Annotated in this window: 14 protein-coding genes and 1 pseudogene; 5 read left to right on the top strand and 10 right to left on the bottom strand. The window is 67.4% G+C overall.

Annotated features, from left to right (window positions below):
• Nucleotides 1-282 precede the first annotated feature (282 nt).
• From ACYVKI_RS07765 to ACYVKI_RS07755, 3 genes are all read left to right on the top strand, one after another.
• Nucleotides 283-612: a DUF6507 family protein gene (locus ACYVKI_RS07765; protein WP_460689780.1), complete on the top strand. Its 330-nt coding sequence runs from the start codon at nucleotides 283-285 to the stop codon at nucleotides 610-612.
• A 1-nt stretch (nucleotide 613) separates the two neighbouring features.
• On the top strand, nucleotides 614-2008 hold the full coding sequence (locus ACYVKI_RS07760) for a hypothetical protein (protein WP_460689779.1): 1395 nt from the start codon (nucleotides 614-616) through the stop codon (nucleotides 2006-2008).
• Between the two features lie 1021 nt (nucleotides 2009-3029).
• The gene (locus ACYVKI_RS07755) at nucleotides 3030-4436 is read left to right on the top strand and encodes a hypothetical protein (RefSeq protein ID WP_460689778.1); all 1407 of its coding nucleotides are present in this window, start codon (nucleotides 3030-3032) and stop codon (nucleotides 4434-4436) included.
• A gap of 119 nt (nucleotides 4437-4555) precedes the next feature.
• Here the strand turns inward: ACYVKI_RS07755 and ACYVKI_RS07750 are convergent.
• The 9 genes and pseudogenes from ACYVKI_RS07750 to ACYVKI_RS07710 form a co-directional block, all read right to left on the bottom strand.
• Nucleotides 4556-5017: pseudogene (locus ACYVKI_RS07750) on the bottom strand (integrase core domain-containing protein); the annotation flags it as partial.
• A 13-nt stretch (nucleotides 5018-5030) separates the two neighbouring features.
• Complete coding sequence (locus ACYVKI_RS07745) at nucleotides 5031-6320, bottom strand: ISL3 family transposase (RefSeq protein ID WP_460689777.1); 1290 nt, start codon at nucleotides 6318-6320, stop codon at nucleotides 5031-5033.
• A gap of 381 nt (nucleotides 6321-6701) precedes the next feature.
• The gene (locus tag ACYVKI_RS07740; RefSeq protein WP_460689776.1) at nucleotides 6702-8945 is read right to left on the bottom strand and encodes a protein kinase domain-containing protein; all 2244 of its coding nucleotides are present in this window, start codon (nucleotides 8943-8945) and stop codon (nucleotides 6702-6704) included.
• The gene (locus tag ACYVKI_RS07735; protein WP_460689775.1) at nucleotides 8942-10804 is read right to left on the bottom strand and encodes a protein kinase domain-containing protein; all 1863 of its coding nucleotides are present in this window, start codon (nucleotides 10802-10804) and stop codon (nucleotides 8942-8944) included. The genes ACYVKI_RS07740 and ACYVKI_RS07735 overlap by 4 nt, the downstream gene beginning before the upstream one ends.
• Nucleotides 10801-12264, bottom strand: a complete 1464-nt coding sequence (locus ACYVKI_RS07730) for a penicillin-binding transpeptidase domain-containing protein (RefSeq protein ID WP_460689774.1) — start codon at nucleotides 12262-12264, stop codon at nucleotides 10801-10803. Before ACYVKI_RS07730 ends, ACYVKI_RS07735 begins: the two co-directional genes overlap by 4 nt.
• Nucleotides 12261-13790, bottom strand: coding sequence for an FtsW/RodA/SpoVE family cell cycle protein (locus tag ACYVKI_RS07725; protein ID WP_460689773.1), 1530 nt, complete (start codon nucleotides 13788-13790; stop codon nucleotides 12261-12263). The genes ACYVKI_RS07730 and ACYVKI_RS07725 overlap by 4 nt, the downstream gene beginning before the upstream one ends.
• Nucleotides 13787-15667: a PP2C family protein-serine/threonine phosphatase gene (locus ACYVKI_RS07720; RefSeq protein WP_460689772.1), complete on the bottom strand. Its 1881-nt coding sequence runs from the start codon at nucleotides 15665-15667 to the stop codon at nucleotides 13787-13789. The genes ACYVKI_RS07725 and ACYVKI_RS07720 overlap by 4 nt, the downstream gene beginning before the upstream one ends.
• Before the next feature lie 3 nt (nucleotides 15668-15670).
• Nucleotides 15671-16177, bottom strand: a complete 507-nt coding sequence (locus ACYVKI_RS07715; RefSeq protein ID WP_460689771.1) for an FHA domain-containing protein FhaB/FipA — start codon at nucleotides 16175-16177, stop codon at nucleotides 15671-15673.
• Nucleotides 16177-17001 (bottom strand): FhaA domain-containing protein, encoded by an 825-nt coding sequence (locus ACYVKI_RS07710; RefSeq protein ID WP_460689770.1) that lies wholly within the window; start codon nucleotides 16999-17001, stop codon nucleotides 16177-16179. Before ACYVKI_RS07710 ends, ACYVKI_RS07715 begins: the two co-directional genes overlap by 1 nt.
• A 299-nt stretch (nucleotides 17002-17300) precedes the next feature.
• On the opposite strand from ACYVKI_RS07710, the gene ACYVKI_RS07705 reads away from it, so the two are divergent.
• Nucleotides 17301-17840, top strand: coding sequence for a YceI family protein (locus tag ACYVKI_RS07705; protein WP_460689769.1), 540 nt, complete (start codon nucleotides 17301-17303; stop codon nucleotides 17838-17840).
• A 133-nt stretch (nucleotides 17841-17973) separates the two neighbouring features.
• On the top strand, nucleotides 17974-18744 hold the full coding sequence (locus ACYVKI_RS07700) for a TSUP family transporter (RefSeq protein ID WP_460689781.1): 771 nt from the start codon (nucleotides 17974-17976) through the stop codon (nucleotides 18742-18744).
• 33 nt (nucleotides 18745-18777) lie between these two features.
• On the opposite strand, the gene gdhA is transcribed toward ACYVKI_RS07700, so the two are convergent.
• A complete protein-coding gene (gdhA, locus tag ACYVKI_RS07695) occupies nucleotides 18778-20133 on the bottom strand; it encodes an NADP-specific glutamate dehydrogenase (protein WP_460689768.1) in 1356 nt (451 codons plus the stop codon).
• Nucleotides 20134-20136: the final 3 nt, after the last annotated feature.

The raw sequence follows: 20136 nt of genomic DNA, 5'->3' as shown, positions 1-20136 counted from the left end.
AACAACGCTTCGAACGAGGTGAAGAGCATCATCGCTCTGGTGCGTCAGACGCTGTCCAGCAATGACCAGACGGCGACGACGACGCAGTCGAAGACGCGCAGCGCGATCTCGAACATCGGCTGAGGCCGCTGCCGGTCAGCTGTGGTTGGCTGGCCGGCGGGGGATCTCAGGGATGGGCTCTGGGTTTCGACGGGTGCCTGCCCCTGAGCCGCGTGACGTCACCTCAGCGGTGCCGCACGGCTCACGCCAGGACATCAGCAGTGAGAATCAGTGGGGAGACAGATGGCGCGATGGGACATTCAGGTGGCCAGCAGCCGTGAGGCGATCAGCGGGGCACGGGCCGAGATCCAGAGCCTGGACGACCAGGACCCGAACCTGTACGCGCGGATCACGGCCGCAGTGGAGGCCGCACACTCCGCAGAGATCACGGCGGCGCTGGAGCAGGTGTACCAGGACAAGCTGAGTCCGCTGCTTTCCGACGCGGAGTCGACGGCGCTCAATGCCTGTGACCGCACGGATGAGGTCATCGAGCACCACATCGATGGTGACGACCAGCAGCGCCAGGAGGCGGAAGATGCTGCCACCAAGGCCGAGAACGTGAAGGGATTCTGACGTGGACGTCTGCTACGTGCCTGCCGTGAGCTTGGAGGCTCTCCCGGCCGAGCTGCCGGCCGAGTCTGCGGTCTCGGACGCCGCCAGTCGCATCGGCAGTCATGCCACGACTGTCAGGTCCCGTTACGACGACGCCGCGACGTCCTGGGGCAAACTCGCTGACGGGCGATTCGACACTCCACAGGCCGAAGAGGTCCACAGTGCGTTTCAGCGGCTCGTGCTACCAGACGTGGAGAACTACGAGACCGCGGCGGAATCGGTGAAGAACGCGCTCGTGAGTTTCCAGGACGCGGTGGATCTTCTCCGGTCAAGCATCGTCGACGTGCGCAGCCAGGCTGCTGCGGAGAATGCTGTTCCGCCCGAGGACCGAGACGACGCCTACTGGATCCGCGTCAATGACCTGCAGGTCCGTATCAACGGGTTGGGCGAGCAGTATGACCAAGCAGTCGCCGATTGCGTCAACGCCTTGCAGGGCAGCCACGGGTCGAGTGGGCCGCCTGCGTGGCCGGGCATGATGTCGAAGGGCTTCGACGGCTTGAGCGGGGCGAATCGGGGGCTGACCAATACCTTGGGCGATGCCGCGCTGATGAAGCCGTACTGGAAGGACGGGCGGCTGATGTCCTTCTTCGGCGGAGATGGGCTCTCGGGCGCGTCGGCCGCGTCTGCCGCATGGTTGGCTCGGCGGGCGGGGGTCCCGGACAGCTACATCCAGCGCTTCTCAGAGGCCGCGGGTGGTGGACGCCGGGTCAGCAACAACGAGACCAGCGCCATGCTTCGCGACGCTGCAAAGGGATCTTCGGTGCTGGGGTTTGCGCTGCGGAGAGTCCCCGGGTTGAAGAACATGAAGCTGAACTTCAACGGGGACAAGGTCAACATGCGGCTGCAGCTGTCCGAATCCTCAGGGCCGCCGCGAGACACGGGGAAGTCCTCGACCGCGATGCGAAACGCGGTCAACCGGTTGGAGGACATCTCCAACAGCAAGGCCATGAGGGGGCTGGGCGTGGCTGGCCTCGGTTTTGGAGCCTATGGAAACTACAACCAGGGGTACAACGACAGCCTGAAGCGGAACCCCGGAGCTTCGGAGGCCGAGCACCGACAGGCAGCAGCGGTGGACGCTGGTGTGAAGACCTCAGCTGAGGCAGTTGGAGCAGCTGCGGGCGCAAAATTCGGTGCTGTCGGTGGAGCTGCAGTCGGGCAAGTCTTGATCCCGATCCCAGGGGTAGGCGCGGCTATCGGTGGAGTCGTCGGTGGTGTAGCGGGGAGCGCCGTCGGAGGATGGCTCGGGGGAGCATTCGGCGAAGGAATGAATGATTCACGTCACAACGGTGGTCATATTGGTGAGCAGATTATTGAAGGGGGAAAGAATGTTCTCGATTCACTCAACCCATTCTCTTGAGGTTGTGAGGTACTGATGGGCTCAGTCGCATCGTTCATCATTCTTTCAGTCCTGCCGACGATTGGGACGTGGGTGTTTGCATGCTTGGCATGGTCGGGTAGATATCGACGGTGGGTTCGCGCTCCACGCACCGTGGGAATTCCACCGGTCTTTTCCTGGCATAAGAGGAATTATTGGCCATTCGTTGTTGGTGTAATTGGTTCAGGGTGGCTCTGTTACGGAGTCTTCAGTACGATTGAATACCTATTTCCTGCGTATCAGGGGATCGCAGTGGCGTTCTTGGCTCTCGGCGTGGCGCTAGTCCTCGTCTTCTTGTGCTGGTGGCCGGAGTTCTTGCGTCCTCAGTGGCATAAGGACTGGGTTGCTCGTGGTGGCGACCGGGATCGGAAGAATACGCCTCTCTACTCTGATGATGAGCTGCGGGCTCGAGGGGAGTTCCCCGCCGGCATCTCGGAGAAGGCTCGTCGTCGCGAACGCCGTGCGGGGCGGTGACCGTGTCCTCGGGTGACGTCGGGTTCTTCCTCGTTGCCGGCTTGATAGGCCTGGCTCCCGCCATCCCGGCGTGGATCTATGCATGGCAGGCGTGGACAGGGCGTCGAAGGAAATGGGCAGCGGGGCCGAGTTCGAGCTTTCATAATCGAAACTATTGGCCACTGTTGCAAGGATTATATGGAGTCTGGTGGTTCAGTACCTGGATATCCTAGGCATTGATGCGGCATTCCAAGCGCCCTTTGGCATTCATTCTATTGTTTTTTGGCTTTCCTGTATTGGTGTGATTGTCTCGAGAGTCTGGTGGCCGGATTTCCTTCGTCCTCGATGGCATAAGGACTGGGTTGCCCGCGGTGGGGACCGGGGTCGGAAGAATACGCCTCTCTACTCTGATGATGAGCTGCGGGCTCGAGGGGAGTTTCCCGTCGGCATCTCAGAGAAGGCTCGTCGTCGTGAGCGCCGTGCGGGACGTGCCTCGTGACCGTCCCCGCAGTGAAGCATTGCTGTGAACCTATCCCCAGGAGAAGGAGTCATGACTGAGCCCGCTGAGACCTGTACCGGCTTCACCGGCGTGTTGAGCTTCACGCCGGAGGAGGGGTGGCAGCCCCAGCATGCCCGCGAGGAGGTCGAGCTCCTGGCCGTCTTGCCGGACGAGCCCGTCGCCCCGAATCTGGTCGCCACGGTGAATCCCTTCGCCGGAGACATCCGCGACTTTGCGCAGCGAGCCATCGCTGGGCTGCGCAGCGCCTTGGACGACTTCAGGCTCATCGACGTCTCCGGGTGGGAGCCGGCTCCATTGGCACCTGAGCCTGATGAACCTATCGGAGAACTGGAGAACTCTGATTCGCTGACTCGTCGACGCATCGAGTACGTGCACAGGGTTCCTGGCGGGAAGCTGGTCTCGGGGGCGGAGTACCTCTTCATCCAAGACGACTGGGCGGTACAGGTGACCACCACCTGCAGCATCCAGGACCGACTGATGCACCACGAGGCCTTCGAGCGTATGGTGCGCAGCACCGAGGTGCTGAAGTCCGCTGATCCGGTGCTGGCTGCGGAAGCGGCCCAGCATCCAAGCCCTTCGGAACTGGACGACGTCGCCTCGGACGCCTTCGGTTCAGAGGTCGAGTCGCTCGTCCCCTGGGCGGACCAGCCCCCGCTGCTCCGCGAGGGCGAGTTCATCCACGCCGCGACCTTGATGCAGGTCGGCCACCTCAACCCGACGAACCCGGTGAACCTGAAGCGGAAGCTGTTCCGACCTCGCGGACTCACCGATGAGGTCATCGCGGACATGACACGCCTGCACCTGCTCGACGCCGAGCGGCGCCCCACCCGTCTCGGCGCATTCTTCTGCCGGGCGATGGAGCAGGGTGACATCAACATCCAGGTGATCGCCCGGCTCAAGGATGGGCAGGAGTCCCTCCTGCAGATCGCGGTCTCCGGTGATACTGCCCTGGTGGTCGCCCAACCCGGCTTCGCCGAGCACCACGGACGCAGCGCGTGGCGGACCCCCGGGCCGGATCACTACTGGGTCGAGGTGCTGCCTGCGGACGAGGTCAGTCACAGGATCCTCGAGTGGACCGGGGCAGCGCCGTCGTGGAATCTCCACGCCCTTCCTGTGCTCGTTCCCACCAACACCTTCGCCGCCCGCGCAGAAGGAAGCCTGGTACCGGTGCCGCACGAGGCCAACCCGGCAATGGGGAGGCTGTGGGGGCAGCCCTGGTGGCACTGGACAGTGAGGATGGAGTCCCAGGGCTGGCATGTGGAGCCCACGGAGTACGTCTGCGCTGGGACAGCTGGCCCCTACGCCGTCATGCCGTTGGGTCATGAAGGGCAGGCTCCGGAGTATCAGGTTCTCTCCCGGACCCCCGCCCACCTGGTGTTCTGGCAGCTGGAGGACCGTCTCCAAGCTGTGGCGAACCAGCGAGACACCAACATCTGACCGGCACGGCGAGAGGATTGATCCAGGACATGGGTACGCGGCGGGCGACACAGGGCGCTGTGCACGGTCGTCATGCGGGCCGGGTTCGGTGGTTGACTGCTGGTCTGTTGGTCGCGGTCCTAGTTGTAAGAGGGCGTGACGTTGTTGACACGGGACGGGACCAGTGAGGCCGGGGGCATCTCGCCACAGGCGGTATGGGGTCGATGATAGTTGTAGTGATTGATCCACACTGCCAACGCGTCCCGGCGAGCCTGCTCTGAGGCATAGATCTGGGTGTAGAGCACCTCATCGATCATCAGCCGGTTGAACCGCTCGACCTTGCCGTTATGCCGTGGGGTGTAGGGCCGGATCCGCTGATGCCTACCGGCCAGGGCTTCTACTGTGCGGGTGAAGTCCGCGGCCCGGTAGTTGTTCCCGTTGTCGGTGACCACCCGATCCAGCCGATCGATCCCGTGAGCGGCGAAGAAGGCCCGGGCCCGGGAGAAGAAGCCGATCGTGGTGGCTGCGGTCTCATCATCGAGGGCCTCGGTGTAGGCCAGTCGGGAGTACCCGTCCACTGCGGAGTGCAGGTAGGTATAACCGGCTCTTCGGAGTTCAGGTGGGGAGATACCCATCGAGGCCTCCTCCGATCAGCAGCATCCGTAGCCGGTAGTTGTCCCGGTTCCGGAACCCACGAGCGATCCTGCGAGCCAGCTCGATGAGTCCGTTGACCGCCTCGGTGCCGCCGTTGTTCGACCGGTCGGTGGTGAAGTAGGCCAAGAACTCTCTACGCCACCGACGCAGGGTCCGGCCCAGCTTCGCGATCTCGGCCACCGGAGAGGACCGGAAGGACTCGAGGACCTTGAGCGCGATGCGCCGTCCGGCGCGTATGTCATGGTGCTGATAGGCCGAGCGGAGTTCCTGGGCGCACTGGAAGGCGATGAAGACCTGTTCATGGCGGGGATCCGTGGTGATGACCTTCTCGATCCGCCGGCACTGGGCCTGGCTGAGGTGCTCGATCCCGGCCTGCAGCAGCCGCCGGATCCCATAGAGCGGATCGCCTTTCCGGCCTCGGTGGCCCAGAGNCACATGGAAAGCGTCCAGCACCGCGGCGGCTTCGTCGAGGTGGGCATCGATCGCGTTCTTGTACCCGGCGAAGGGATCCAGCGGGGCGATCCGGATCCCGGTGCGGAAGCCGGGGCTGCGGGCGGTGAGCCAGTCGGCGTAGACGGTGCCGGAGCGGTCGGGCACCAGGTCCAGCAACTGCGCCTGCACCCGCCCCTGGCGGTTCCTGGTGAGGTCGACCATGCCGGTGAGCTCCTTCCGCCCGCGTCGACGCCGATCGACGTGGTGCCAGATATGCTCATCCACGCCCAGAGTGACCACCCCGGCGAAGCGACGCTCATCATCAGCAGCGGCCTGCAACAGTGCGGCGATCGCGTTCCAGACGGTATGCCAGTCCACCCCCAGCTGACGGGCCAAGCCCGCCACCGAGACGTTCTCCCGGCGCATCTGGGCCACACCCCAGCTGATGCACCGGCGGGTCAGCAGCGCCCGCGGGGCGGCCACCGCCGGATTCTGCTCGGTGAAGACTCCGCGGTCGCAGTCAGGATCGGCGCAGCGCCATCGGCGCTTGCGCCAGCGTAGCCTCGCCGGGATGCCATAGACCGGAGCATCGATGAGCTCGACGTTCTTGCGGCCGGCACTGGTGGCGATCACGCCGCAGTCCGGGCAACCCTCCGGTTCTGGTGCTGATTCGACGACCACGCGCAGCAGCCCCGCAGTGGATGGGCGTTCCACGGCGATGACGTGGAGGCCATCGAGGTCAGCGAAGAGGTCGCAGTTGTGGCAGTAGGCGTGCTGGCCAGCTGGGCAGGCCGGGGCCGGGCGCGTATTCTCGGACATCGGGGTCGGGGCTTCCTAGATGTGTTTGCTTGGTCGCTACACATCATCAGGGGCTCCGACCCCTTCTTCGTCCCGTGCTCAGCTCACCGGCGAGTCGTCTGCCCCCACCTCAACTCCGAAGAGCCGCTTTTCATGATCAGGCAGCTCAAGCCAGGTGCTGGCATCAGAGCGGTCTTCGCGACCCGGCACTCTGATGATGAGTCGATGTATGAGGCTCACGAGGCCAACTGGGACGACTGAGCTGCGCGGGGAGACCCGGTGCATCCGGGCGCTGGCTCACCTGGTGAGGACACTGGTCCCGGCTGTCAGCGGCGCGGATCCGCATGCATCCTGTCGGAGACGACCATCCGATGACCCGTCCGATGCGGCGAAGCCGACGAGTCACTCCTCGTCGTCGTTCCCATTTCCGTTGCCGTTGCCGTTCCCATTTCCGTCGGAGTCGTCCTCAGAGTCGTCCTCGTCGTCGGCAGACTCCTCATCCGAGTCTTCGGCGTCCTCGTCGTCATCGCCGCCGTTGCCGTTGCCATTCCCGTTGTCCTCCGAGTCGTCCTCATCCTCGGTCGGCTCGTCGGTGGGCGACTCCTCGTCCTCCGGCTCGTCCTCCTCCTCGTCCTCGGGATCGCGAGGCTCCTCGGGCTCCGGGGTGTCCTCCGGCTCAGGGGCGGTGGCGATGGAGATCGACACCGTGGACCCCTGAGGGATCGGGGTGCCAGGGGCCATCAGACTGCCGTCGTAGAACGTGCCGCCCACGGTGCCGGCGTCGTACTCAGAGGTGTCCCAGTCGACCGTGGAGGAGGTGACGGTGAAGCCCGCCTCCTCCAGGGCGGTCCTGGCCTCGGACTCGGACAGCAATGCCACATCAGGTACCGGGTACTGCCCGGTGGCCAGCACCAGGTCCACTGCCGAGCCCAGCTCCACCGAGGTCCCGCCCTGCGGATCCGTGGAGATCAGCTCCCCGGCGCCCACGGTCGGATGGTCCTCCTCGGTGACCTCGCCGACCTCCAGCCCCACTGACTCGAGCTCGGCGCGCACAGAGGCCTCCGACTCACCCTGCAGACCGTCCGGGACCATCACCTGATCCTGACCGGCCGAGATGAAGAGGGTCAGCTCCTCGTCCTCACCGAGCCGCTGGCCCGCCTCCGGATCCGTGCCGATGGCATGGTCGGCCTCGATCTCCTCATGCGGAACCGTCTCGATCTCCGCCGGGTCGATGTTCGCATCGGCCAGCACCGCCAGGGCCTCCGCCCGAGGCAGATCCTCCACCTCTGGGACGGCGACGGCGTCGGCGTCCAGCGTGCGCACCAGGGCCCATGCCCCTCCCGCCACCAGAGCGATCAGTACGACCACCCACAGCCAGGCGAGACGACGCCGGCCGCGCGGCTTCTCCGCGACCTCCTCATACTCCTCATACAGGTCCGGGTCCTCCGGGGTGCGCGCCGACAACGGGGTTCCGAGCCCGGCCGCTCCAGCACTGACCAGCTGATCGAAGTCCTGCCCGGCAACAACTGCCGGCATCGTCTGGGTCGCGTCCCCCACCGGCACCCCGTGCAGGGCGTCCTTCACCGCACCGGCGAACTCCTCGGCGTTCTGAAACCGCTCCGCCGGATCCTTCACCAGAGCCTTGGCCACCACGGACTCCATCGCCGGGGAGACCCGCGGGTTCAGGTCAGAGACCAGCGGCGGATCCTCCCGCACATGCTGGTACGCCACCGAGACCGGGGACTCCCCCTGGAACGGCGGCCGGTTGGTCAGCAGCTCGAAGAGCACACAGCCGGCCGAATACAGGTCGCTGCGGTGGTCGACCACCTCGCCGCGGGCCTGCTCCGGAGAGAGATACTGGGCGGTGCCGACCACAGCGGAGGTCTGCGTCATCGTCGAGGCCGAGTCCGCCAGCGCGCGGGCGATGCCGAAGTCCATCACCTTCACCGCGCCGTTCTGCGCCACCATCACGTTTGAGGGTTTGATGTCCCGGTGGACGATGCCCTTCTCGTGGCTGTAGCTCAGCGCGCCGAGGATGCCGTCCAGATACTCGGCGGCCTCCGACTCGGGCAGCGGCTTGCCCAGGGCGTCATCGATCTTGCGGCGCAACGGCCCGCCGACGTCGGCGGCCGGGCCATGCTCCTGGGCTTCGGTCCGTCCGGTGTCGCCCAGAGCCAGCACGTCAGGGTCCGAGCCCTCGGCGGCCGGGGCGCCGTCGGCGACTGTGCGGTCCTCCGCCGCGGACTGCAGCTGAGTGGCCTCCTCCTCCGGGCCGTCGTCGTCAGCACCCTCGTGGGAGGGGGTGCCGTGCATGATGTGGCGCAGAGTGACGCCGTCCACGTACTCCATGACGATGTAGGGCGTCTTGACCTCGGAGTGCTGGGTGTCCTCGACGTCGGCGCGGCCGGTGTCATAGACCCCGACGATGTTGTGATGGTTCAACGAGGCCGAAGACTGCGCCTCACGTCGGAACCGGCCCTGGAACTGCGGGTCCCGGGCGAGGTCCGGACGGAGCATCTTCACCGCCACCTGGCGGTCCAGAGACAGGTCATGACCGAGGTACACGTCGGCCATCCCGCCCCGCCCGATGAGGGCCTCGATGCGATACCGGCCGTTGAGTACGCGGTGTCCGTTCTCCGTCATCATGCCTGTCCAGTTCGTGTCGTGTCCTCGGCCTGGTCAGACTGCGGCTCTGATCCATCAGTCTCACCGGACTCCGAGTCCTCGGTCTGCTGGCCGGTGGTGGACTCCGGCGCCGCCTCGGCCTCGTCATCCTCCGGCTCGTCCTCGGTGGGGCTCGGAGCCGTCTCCTCGTCGGCCTCGTCCTCCGGCTCGTCCGCGCCATCCTCCTCGGTGGGACTCGGGGACGTCGGTGCCGGGGAGTCAGTGTCGGGCTGCGTCTCGCCGTCGCCCGGCGGGGCTCCGTCCGCGTCGCCTCCGGGCTGTCCCGAATCCTGACCCGGACCCTGGTCGTCCTGCCGGCCGCCCTCCCGGTCGGTGTCCTCGGCACCCTGGCCCTGCTCATCGGCGCCCGGATCGGCCGGAGCCGGGACGGTCTCGAGACCTCCGGAGTAGGACAGCCGCACAGTGGCGCCCATCGGCACCTGCCCGGTGGGCGCGACGCCGACGACGGTCCCGGCCTGCTGGGTGGACTCCACCGCCTCGGACTCCACCTCCAACCCCATCTCGGTCAGCTGCGCTGTGGCGGCCTCGACGGTCAGACCCAGAAAGTCCGTCTCATCGACCTGCACGGTCTCCGCCTCTGCGGTGAAGGTCTCAGTCACTGTGGGCTGCGGCTCCGGTTCGGTGCTGGTGAGTCGCGGCAGGACCCAGGATCCGAACAGCGCCAACAGCACCAGGGCGACGAGCGCCACCAGTGGCCACCGCCAGCGGGTCAGCCCACCTGTGGACCCCCGGGAACCCGCAGAACCCTCGGCGGCTCCTCGGGAATGCGCCGCCGCGTCGGCGGTGCCGACGTCCTCGGGCGGCTGCTCCGGAGTGCGGGCGGAGAGCGCCGGAGTCGGCACAGAGGCCCCAGAGGCCCCGGCGACGCCCGCGGCCCCGGCAGTGGGCACCACCGCGGTGGGCTTGGTGGCCGCCGCCATCACCTGGGTTGCCTCGTCCTCGGCCCCGGGGCGGCTCATATGGTTCAGCATGGTCGGCACCGCCGTGATCGCGGCCTCCGGATCATGGCGCAGCAGGGCGTCGGAGGCTTCGGCGAGCTTTGTGGCGTTCATCGGCCGATCGCCGGCGTCCTTGGCCAGCATGGACATGATCAGGGCCCGCACCGGCTCCGGGACGGAGTCCGGCAGCGGCGGCGGGGCATCGTTGACCTGCTTCAGCGCGATCGCGATCTGCGACTCCCCGGTGAACGGGCGGTGCCCCACCAGGGCCTCGTAGCCGATGATCCCCAGCGCGTAGATGTCTGAGGACCCGGTGGCGTGCTGACCGGTGGCCTGCTCCGGAGACAGGTATTGGACCGTCCCCATCACCTGGCCGGTGGCGGTCAGCGGGACCTGGTCGGCGAGCCGGGCGATGCCGAAGTCGGTGATCTTCACCCGTCGGGTCGGGGTGATCAGCAGGTTCCCCGGCTTCACGTCCCGGTGCACCAGCCCCTGATCGTGGGCGACCTGCAGGGCGCGCGCGGTCTGGGCGATGATCGACAGCGTCTTCTCCCAGGACAGCGTCCGGTCCTTCTCCAGCAGCACAGACAGCGGCCGCCCCGGGACCAGCTCCATGACCAGATACCCGGACCCGGCCTGCTCGCCGTAGTCGTAGATGTCGGCGATGCCGGGGTGGTTCAGCAGAGCGGTGTGCCGAGCCTCTGCCCGGAAGCGGCGCAGGAAGGCCTCGTCACCGGTGTACTCCTCCTTGAGGATCTTGATGGCCACCGTCCGGCCCAGGATCTCGTCGGAGGCCTTCCACACTTCGCCCATGCCACCGATGGCGATCCGCTCGGTGAGTTTGTAGCGGTCGCCCATGAGGATGCCCACAGCAGGTCTCATTCCTCGATCACCGCCTCCAGCATCGTGCGAAGGTTCGGCGCTGTCAGGGAGGAGCCGGTGCTGTAGTCGATGCGCTCATAGACCACGGTCACCGCGTACTGCGGATCGTCCGCTGGGGCGAAGCCGGTGATCCAGGAGTTCACCAGCTCAGTGCCGTCCTCCCTCACGTGGCCGGTCTGTGCGGTGCCGGTCTTCGCGGCGATGTCGAACCGCTGGCTCTGCGCACCCATCGCGGTCCCGGACTCCACCGGGCCGAGCATCAGGTCGGTGAGCTCTTCGGCGATGCCCTCCGAGATCGGCTCCGCGAAGACCTCCGGCTCGGGCCGTTCGATCACCTGCAGGTCGGCTCCGCGCACTGACTGGATCAGGTTGGGCGCCATCAGCGTGCCCTCGTTGGCGATGGCCATGGCCACCATGTTCATCTGCAGCGGCGTCGCGGTCACCGACTGCTGACCGATCGCGGCCCGGGCCAGTTCGGCGTCATTGGCGGTCTCCGGGAAGCTCGAGGCCGAGACCGAGAGCGGAATCTGCAGGCTCTGGTTCCAGCCGAAGGCCTCGGCGGCCTCACGGATCGGCTCCTCGCCCATCTCCATGGCGATCTCGGCGAAAGGGGTGTTGCAGGACTGGGCGGTGATGAAACGCAGGTCCGCCTCGGACTGCTGGTCACAGATGCCGCCGAAGAAGTTGCGCAGCGTCCGGGTGGTCTGCGGCAGCTCGAGCTCGGCGGGGTTGTCCAGCGTGGAGTCCGCGTCATAGTCCCCGGACTCCAGCATGGCGACCAGGTCGATCAGTTTGAACGTGGAGCCGGGGGCGATGGCCTCGGCGGTGGGCCGGAACCGGTAGGGGCTGAGCCCGTCCACCTCCAGGAGCTCATCCATCGTCTCCTGGAACCGGCTGGTGGAGTGCACGGCGAGGTCGTTGGTGTCATAGCTCGGTTTGGTCGCCATCGCACGGATCGCCCCGGTGCGGACATCGGTGACGATGATCGATCCGCGGGTGCCGTCCGGGATGGTGTCATAGGCCAGCCGCTGCAGCTCAGCGTCCAGGGTGAGCTCCACCTGGGCGCCTTCGAGTGTCTCTCCGGTAAACAGCGAGGTGATCCGGTCGAAGAACTGGCTGTCCGACTGCCCGGTGAGATACTCGTTCATCGCATTCTCCAGGCCGGTGGACTGGGCGGCGATGGAGTAGAACCCGGTGATGCCGGCGTAGAGCTCCGGATCGTGGTAGACGCGCTGGTAGTCGAAGGGCGTCCCCTCGGAGGGCACGGATTCGGCGATCGCGCTGCCGTCGACGGTGATCGCGCCGCGCGGGGCGCCGCGTTCGGTGTAGACCTGGCGCGTGTTCTTCGAGTCGGCGTTCAGCTCCTCGGTCAGGCCCACCTGGATGAGGCTCAGGGCGGCGAAGAGCACCACGAACAGGGCGACGCTGACCATCCAGGTGTGGCGGATCGCGTTGTTCACCGGGCACCTCCTGCAGGCTCGTCCGAGGGCCCTGACTCCTCGACAGGATGCCCATGGGCCGGCGCGTGCCGCTGGGTGCGTTCGGAGGGGGAGAGCGGCTTGGGCACCGGGCGCCGCGGCTCGGCGGCTCCCGGACCTTCCGCATGGGTGGGGTTCTCCGTGCCGGCGGCCTCGGTGCCGGTGACGTTGACCATCGGGCCGACGATGATGGGTCGCCGAGCGGCATGGGAGATCATCAGCACCAGCGCGAGGATCAGCCAGTTCGCGAGCAGCGAGGAGCCGCCGGCGGCGAGGAAGGGTGTGGTCAGACCGGTCATCGGGATGACCCGGGTGATCCCGCCGACCACCACGAAGATCTGCAGCACCAGCACCACGGCGAAGCCCACGGCGAGCAGCTTGCCGAAGGCGTCACGGGTGCCCAGTCCGGCGCGCATGAAGCGGCTGAACAGCAGCAGGTAGAGCATCAGCATCGCCGAGAGCCCGATGAACCCGAGCTCCTCGCCGAAGGAGGCGATGATCATGTCCGAGTTCGACAGCGGCACATGCTGAGGCAGTCCGGAGCCGAACCCGGTGCCGGTCAGGCCTCCGTTGGAGAGCCCGAACAGCCCTTGGACGATCTGGTGCGACCCGCCGAACTGCCGCGAGTAGATGTCGTCGTCGAAGGCGAAGAGCCAGATCTCCACCCGCTGGGTGACGTGCGGGACGAACAGGTAGGCCAGCACCCCGCCGACGGCGACCAGGCCGATGCCGATGATGATCCAGGACAGCCGGGAGGTGGCCACATAGATCATGCCCATGAAGAGTCCGAAGAACATGATCGAGGTGCCCAGGTCGTTCTGCACGACCAGCACCCCGATGGCGACGATCCACGCGATGAACATCGGACCCAGGTCCCGGGCGCGGGGCAGCTGCAGCGGCCCGATGCGCCGGCCGGCCAGCAGGATGAGGTCCCGGTTGTTGGCCAGGAACCCGGCGAAGAAGATCGCCAGGGTGATCTTCGCGATCTCCGCGGGCTGGAAGGAGGCGAAGCCGAGGTTGACCCAGATCCTGGCCCCGTTGATCGTCATCCCCAGCCCAGGGATCAACGGCAGAAACAGCAGCACCACGCTGACCAGCAGGGAGATGTAGGTCAGCTGGCGCAGCCGCCGGTGGTCCTGCAGGAACCACAGCAGCGCCATCGCCGCGAGCATCGAGACCAGCGTCCACATCAGCTGACGGTCCTCTGCAGGCGGACCCCCGCTGACCAGGTCCAGGCGGTGGATCATCGCCATGCCCAGGCCGTTGAGCGCCACCACGATGGGCAGGATGAACGGGTCCGCATACTTGGCCCGCAGGCGCAGCACGAGGTGGAAGGCGAAGGTGATGCCGATGAACAGCGCCGCCTCGGTGTAGTACGTCCGGTCCCAGGGCTCGTCCATCGCGACGGCGACGAGGAACTTCGCACCGATGCCGATGGTCAGCGCGAGCAGCAGCAGCACGAGCTCCACGTTGCGCCGCGGTCTGGGCGCGGTCTCCAGCTGAGTCACTGCTCATCACCTCCGTCCTCGTCATCAGCGGCGTCCCCGGTGGGGTCGTCGGTCGTCTCGTCGTCCTCGCCCGGTTCCTCGGTGTCCTCCTCGGCGTCCCCGTCATCGTCCTCGTCATCGTCCTCGTCATCGTCCTCGTTGAGGTCTGCTGAGGAGGTGGTCGCGCGCAACTGTTCCACGATCGTCTCGGCATGGCTGCGGTCATCGGCGGGGATGCCGCGCAGCACACGCTCGCGGTGATAGGGCGAGAGCTCCTCGACGTCGAAGCCGGCATGCTCGTCGACTCCGGAGAGCGGGATCGGGCCCAGGGACTGGGAGACGCCGTTGTAGATGGCCACCTCGCCCTCGTCCTGGCCCACGTAGTACTGCGTCTGGGTCCAGATGTAGCCCAGGAACATCACCGTGCCCAGCAGCAGCGCCAGCAGCGTGACGAAGGTCGGCAGGAACCAGCGGCGACGCCGTGAGGCACGGCCGGCGATCGCCACCTCCTCCACGTCGAGCTCCGGGTCGCCGAGGTCGGCCGTGGTCAGTGCCGGATCGGAGAGGTCCGGGTCCTCCTCGTCCTCCCGCGGGGAGGCCGCACCGGCGTCTGCCGGGGCCTTCGTCTCCGGGGTGGCCGGGGGCTTCGCACGGTCGGCGCGGTCGGCGCGGTCGGGACGGTCGGCGCGGTCAGCGTCGTCCGGGTCACCCTCGGCGGAGGGAGCGGATGCGGTGGGCTCCTGGGAGCGGGGGCTCTCCTCCTCGGAGGAGCCACGGTGCTCACCGAGCATCTCCGAGTAGGTGTGGCGCACCGGGATCAGCGGCTGGCCGGTGAGCAGCACCGCCATCGGGTGTTCGTCCACATTGCGGGCCACCACGGGGATCATCCCGGTTTCAGTGGCCTTGTCCGCGGCCCCCACCAGCAGGTGCGGGCGGGTCTCCAGCTCCTGGCCCAGCATTGAGGCGGTCAGCGGGGAGAGCTCGTCGTCCTCCTCCGGGGGATGCTCCGAGAGGGCGTCGACGTTGACCACGGGTACCAGCTCCATGGTCTCCTCAGCGTCCCCGGGGGACGCGCCCTCGACCGGCTGGTCGGTGGGCGGCTGGTAGCCCTCCGCGGCGGCCTCCACCGCGGCAGGGGTCAGCGGCAGACGGCGGCTCGGGGTGAGGTCCTGTTTGTCGGCCTCCACGACCTCCAGGCAGATCACGGTGACGTTGTCCGGGGCCCCACCTTCCAGGGTGAGGTCGACCAGCTCCTCGACGATGGACTCCAGCGACTGCTCCGAGCGCAGCTTCTGCTCCACGAGCCGGTCCGAGACCACGGCGTTGAGCCCGTCGGAGCACAGCAGCCAGCGTTCCCCGGCCTCCAGCGGGAAGGAGGTGATGTCGAGTTCGGGTGAGGCGTCGACGTCGCCGAGGACCCGCATGAGCACGTTCTTGTGCGGGTGGAATTCGGCCTCGTGGGGATCCAGGCGGCCCTCGTCGACGAGCCGCTGGACGAAGGTGTGGTCCTTGCTGACCTGTCGGAACCGGCCCTTCTTCAACCGATAGGCCCGGGAGTCGCCGATGTGGGCGAACTGCAGGCGGTCCCCGGTGATCAGCAGGGAGGTGATGGTGGTGCCCATCCCGGAGAGCTTCGGGTTGGCCTTCACCAGCTTGTTGAGGAATGCGTTGGCGGTCTGGATCTCATCGGCCAGCACGGTGTCCGGCTCGGCGAAGCCTCGAGTGTCCAGATGGGCCAGATCCAGCACTGTGGAGGCGCTGGCGACGTCGCCGCCGGCATGGCCGCCCATCCCGTCGGCGACCACGGCGAAATAGCGCCCTGCATAGCCGGAGTCGTCGTTCTTGGAACGGACGACTCCGGTGTCAGAGCGGGCGGCGAAGCGGAAGACCAGGGCCACGGGTCAGGTCCTCAGCTCCAGGACGGTCTTGCCGATGCGGATGCGCTCCCCGGGCTCCACCGTGGAGGCCCGGGTCAGCTGCTCCTCACCGAGCCAGGTGCCGTTGGTGGAGCCGAGATCCTCGAGGAACCAGCGTGAGCCCTGCGGGAAGAGCCGGGCGTGCTTGCCGGAGGCGTAGTCGTCCTCCAGCACCAGAGTGCATTCCTGGGCGCGGCCGAGCATGATCGGCGCGGAGCCGAGGTCCAGCTGGGTGCCGGCGAGCGGCCCCTCGGTGACGGCGAGCTTCTTGGGTCTGGGGCGGGGGGTCTGACCTGTGCTGGGGGCCGAGGAGCCCGCCTGGGCGCGGGACGCGCCGCCGTCGTTCCTGCGGGTCGCTGAGGCGTGGACACGAGTCCGGGACTTCTTCGAGACCATCAGATCCCGCCCCTGGGCGGCGATGATCGAGAGGATCAGGATCCACAGCAGCAGCAGGAGCCCGAACTGCAGGACGGTGATGGCCAGTTCGCTCATCACACCTCCTCGGTCGCCAGCCGGAAGCGCAGTCGGGCGTTGCCCAGCGAGAGGAGCGCTCCGTCGACGAGCTCGGCCGGGTCGTGGGAACCGGTGAGCTGCTCGCCGTCGATGTAGGAGCCGTTGGTCGACCCCAGGTCCCGGGCGATCCAGCGCTGGCCGTCGTGGAAGATCTCCAGATGCCGACGGGAGATGCCGGTGTCCGAGATGGTGAGGTCTGCCGAGGTGGAGCGGCCGATCACAGTGCCGGCCTCGCGCAGCGTGTGCTGGCGCCCCTCGTGCTCGAGCCGGGCGACTTCCTGCGGCGCCGGTACCGCCGGCTGTGCCACTGTGGGGGCGACCTCGTCTCGGGGAGCCGGAGCCGGAGCGGGCGACGGCGCGCGAGGTGCCGAGGGAGCCGCTGGGGGAGGGGAGGCCGGGGCCTGCGAGGCGTCCTTCTCGGTGAGTGACTCGATGCCCAGCTGGCCGCGCTTGAGATCCGTGTTCTTCACGAAGGTCGCCTTGACCGGGCCCAGCAGCGTGTACCCCTGGGAGTCGGCGTGGCGGATGATCTCCTCGCACAGTTCCTCGGCGAGGGCCACGCCATACTTCTTCGCGGAGGTGAAGTCCTCCTCGGAGAGGCGGATCCGGTAGACGTTGGGGACGAAGCTGCGTCCCTGGGACATGGTGAAGGACTCACGGTCCATGTGCCGACGTACGGCGGTGGCGATCTCCACGGGCCCGAGGCTCCCTCCGCGTCCAGAGAAGGCGCCGCGGACGACTTTCTCGATGCCGCGCTCGACATTGTCCAGCAGGCCCATCGGCACCTCCTTCTCCGTCATCATGACTGCCCCTGCACCGGGCAGTCTCTCGAAGAGTCTACTGTCTCACCTGGTGATGAGCGCTTCAAACGCGCCTCGACGAACTACCGTGGGGTGTGAGCGGAGAGATGCGCGGCCGACGTGGCCCCACGGGGCCGCACCTCCTCGAGTTCTTCAGTTTTGAAATAAATGGGGACGGGTCACGGTTGGACCTCCATGAGTCGGCACCGCCGACCCCGGCCAGGCCGACCACTGACCTGACCACTCCATGTGACCAACCCACGTGACCAACCCACGTGACCAACCCAAGGAGCGCATCACCTATGGCAACTCTGACCCCAGGTACCTGGAAGCTCGACGCCGCCCACTCCGAGATCGGCATGACTGTCCGTCACGCCGGCATCTCCAAAGTGCGCGCCGTCTTCACCGACGCTGAGGCGACCCTGACTGTGGCCGAGGACGGCACCTCGGCCGTCGAGGCGGCCGTGAAGGTGGGGTCCTTCGACTCCAAGAACGCCGACCGCGACGCCCACGTCCGCGGCGAAGACTTCCTCGACGCCGAGACCCACCCCGAGCTGACCTTCGTCGCCCGCGACTTCACCCCCGCCGGCGAAGAGTTCGAGGTCACCGGCGACCTGACCATCCGCGGCGAGACCCGCCCGGTGACCTTCGAGGTCGAGTTCGGCGGCCAGGCGGTCGACCCCTTCGGCGCCACCCGTGCCGGGCTCTCCGCCAGTTCGGTCATCTCCCGGAAGGACTTCGGGCTGACCTGGAACGCCACCCTGGAGGCGGGGGGCGTGCTGGTCGGGGACAAGGTCACCCTCGACCTCGAAGTCGCCTTCGTCCTCGAACAGGGCGAGTGAGCGAGCTTCCTGCCAACTGAATCTCCAGTGAGCTGAGCACAGCGCCGCAGAGACCAGGCCCGCACCACCCGGACCCCCGCACCACCCGGCGCGGGGGTCCGGTCGTCTGCGGAGTACAGTGACTCCCGTGTCCATGACGGTCCTCGCGCCCCTGCTGATCATCGCTGGCGCCGTCCTCATCGGCACCGTGCTGCAGCGGGTCTCCGGCTCCGGCGTGGGTCTCGTGGTGGCACCCGTGCTCTCCATCCTGCTGGGGCCGGGCCTCGGCGTGCTGATCACCAATATGACCACCATGGTCTCGGGGTTCCTGATCATGCTCGCCGTGTGGCCGCGCATCGACTGGGCCCGCTACCGGGTGCTCGGCCCGGTGACCGTGATCGGCGCGATCCCCGGCGCCTGGCTGGTAGGACAGCTCTCCGCCGGATGGCTGTCCATCATCCTGGGCGCCATCGTGCTCTGCGCGCTGCTGTTCACCGTCACCCTGCCGCAGCTGCCGCGCTGGGAGGGGCGTGCCACCGGCGTCGTCGGAGGGATCCTCGGCGGGTTCTTCAACACCACCTCCGGGGTCGCCGCGCCCGTGATGGTCATCTACTCACGGCTCTCCCGCTGGGACCAGCAGGCCTTCGCTGCGACCATGCAGCCGCTGTTCCTGACCATGGGCACCGCCTCGGTGGTCACCAAGCTGCTCGTCGGCTCCGTGGAGGAGGTCGGGCAGACCGGTGCGCTGCACCTCGGTGTCCTGTTCCCCGGCATCGTGGTCACCGTGCTGCTGGGAATCCTGCTGGGCGGGCGGCTGGCCCGGATCGTCTCCCCGGCTCAGGCCCGCACCGTGGCCCTGGCGCTCGCCGGCCTCGGGGCGCTGGGGGCGCTGGCCCGCGGGACCGTGCAGGTGCTGGGCGGCTGAGGCCCAGCGCTCGCTCCCCCTCAGATCACGCCCTCAGATCACGCCCTGGGCGATCATCGCGTCGGCCACGCGGAGGAACCCGGCGATGTTCGCCCCGGCCACATAGTCCCCCGCGACGCCGTACTCCTCCGCGGTGGAGGCGCACAGGGTGTGGATGTGCTCCATCGTCTCGGCCAGGCGCTCGTCGGTGTACTCGGCGGTCCACGAGTCTCGGCTGGCGTTCTGCTGCATCTCCAGTGCGGACACGGCCACCCCGCCGGCATTGGCGGCCTTGCCGGGAGCGAAGAGCACCCCGGCCTCCTGGAAGACGTCCACCGCCTCCGGAGTGCAGGGCATGTTGGCGCCCTCGGCGACCGCACGGATCCCTGCCTCGGCCAGGGCGCGCGCGGCGTCGCCGTCGATCTCGTTCTGCGTGGCGCAGGGCAGCGCGATGTCCGCCGATTCCTCCGCCGCCAGCGACCAGACCGCGCCGTCGATGTGCCGCGCCCGGGGCCGAGCCTCCGCATAGGCGGAGATTCGCTCCCGCCGGTGCTCCTTGACCTGCCGCAGCAGCTCCAGATCGATGCCGTCGGGGTCATGGACGCAGCCTGCCGAGTCGGAGGCCGCGATGACCGTGCCGCCGAGCTCCTGGACCTTCTCGATCGCGTGGATCGCCACGTTCCCCGACCCGGAGACGATGACCCGCCGCCCGTCGACGCTCTCCCCGCGGCTGCGGAGCATGTGCTCGGTGAAGTACACGGTGCCGTACCCGGTCGCCTCCGGGCGCAGCAGCGACCCGCCCCACGTGGTGCCCTTGCCGGTGATGACACCGGCCTCATAGCGGTTGGTGATGCGCTTGTGCTGGCCGAACAGGAAGCCGATCTCCCGGCGGCCCACGCCGATGTCGCCGGCGGGGACGTCGACCGTGTCCCCGAGATGCCGGTACGCCTCCGTCATGAAGGACTGGCAGAACCGCATGATCTCCGTCTCGCTGCGGCCCTTGGGGTCGAAGTCGCTGCCCCCTTTGCCGCCGCCGATCGGCAGACCTGTCAGGCTGTTCTTGAACACCTGCTCGAAGCTCAGGAACTTCATGGTGCCCAGCAGCACGTCGGGGTGGAACCGCAGCCCGCCCTTATACGGGCCCAGTGCGGAGTTGAACTGGACCCGGAATCCGCGGTTGATGTGGACGGTGCCGTCGTCGGCGGTCCACGGCACGCGGAAGATGATCTGCCGCTCCGGCTCGCACATGCGCTCCAGCACGGAGCCGTCCATGTACTCGGGGCGCTTCTCCAGCACCAGATGGAGCGACTCGAAGACCTCCTCGACTGCCTGGTGGAACTCCCGCTCCCCGGGGTTCCTGGCGATGATCTGGTCATAGACCTGGGCGATGTGTGCGCTGTGCGGGCTCATCGT

The sequence above is a fragment of the Nesterenkonia suensis genome, assembly GCF_054782935.1.
This window is presented reverse-complemented; position numbering and strand designations above follow the sequence as displayed.

What these genes read in the sequence shown, in the direction of transcription:
- ACYVKI_RS07715 (WP_460689771.1), bottom strand. Translation starts at nt 16,177, where the DNA reads ATGAGCGAACTGGCCATCACCGTCCTGCAGTTCGGGCTCCTGCTGCTG.
- ACYVKI_RS07705 (WP_460689769.1), top strand. Translation starts at nt 17,301, where the DNA reads ATGGCAACTCTGACCCCAGGTACCTGGAAGCTCGACGCCGCCCACTCC.
- ACYVKI_RS07710 (WP_460689770.1), bottom strand. Translation starts at nt 17,001, where the DNA reads ATGATGACGGAGAAGGAGGTGCCGATGGGCCTGCTGGACAATGTCGAG.
- ACYVKI_RS07700 (WP_460689781.1), top strand. Translation starts at nt 17,974, where the DNA reads ATGACGGTCCTCGCGCCCCTGCTGATCATCGCTGGCGCCGTCCTCATC.
- ACYVKI_RS07735 (WP_460689775.1), bottom strand. Translation starts at nt 10,804, where the DNA reads ATGAGACCTGCTGTGGGCATCCTCATGGGCGACCGCTACAAACTCACC.
- ACYVKI_RS07740 (WP_460689776.1), bottom strand. Translation starts at nt 8,945, where the DNA reads ATGATGACGGAGAACGGACACCGCGTACTCAACGGCCGGTATCGCATC.
- gdhA (WP_460689768.1), bottom strand. Translation starts at nt 20,133, where the DNA reads ATGAGCCCGCACAGCGCACACATCGCCCAGGTCTATGACCAGATCATC.
- ACYVKI_RS07765 (WP_460689780.1), top strand. Translation starts at nt 283, where the DNA reads ATGGCGCGATGGGACATTCAGGTGGCCAGCAGCCGTGAGGCGATCAGC.
- ACYVKI_RS07755 (WP_460689778.1), top strand. Translation starts at nt 3,030, where the DNA reads ATGACTGAGCCCGCTGAGACCTGTACCGGCTTCACCGGCGTGTTGAGC.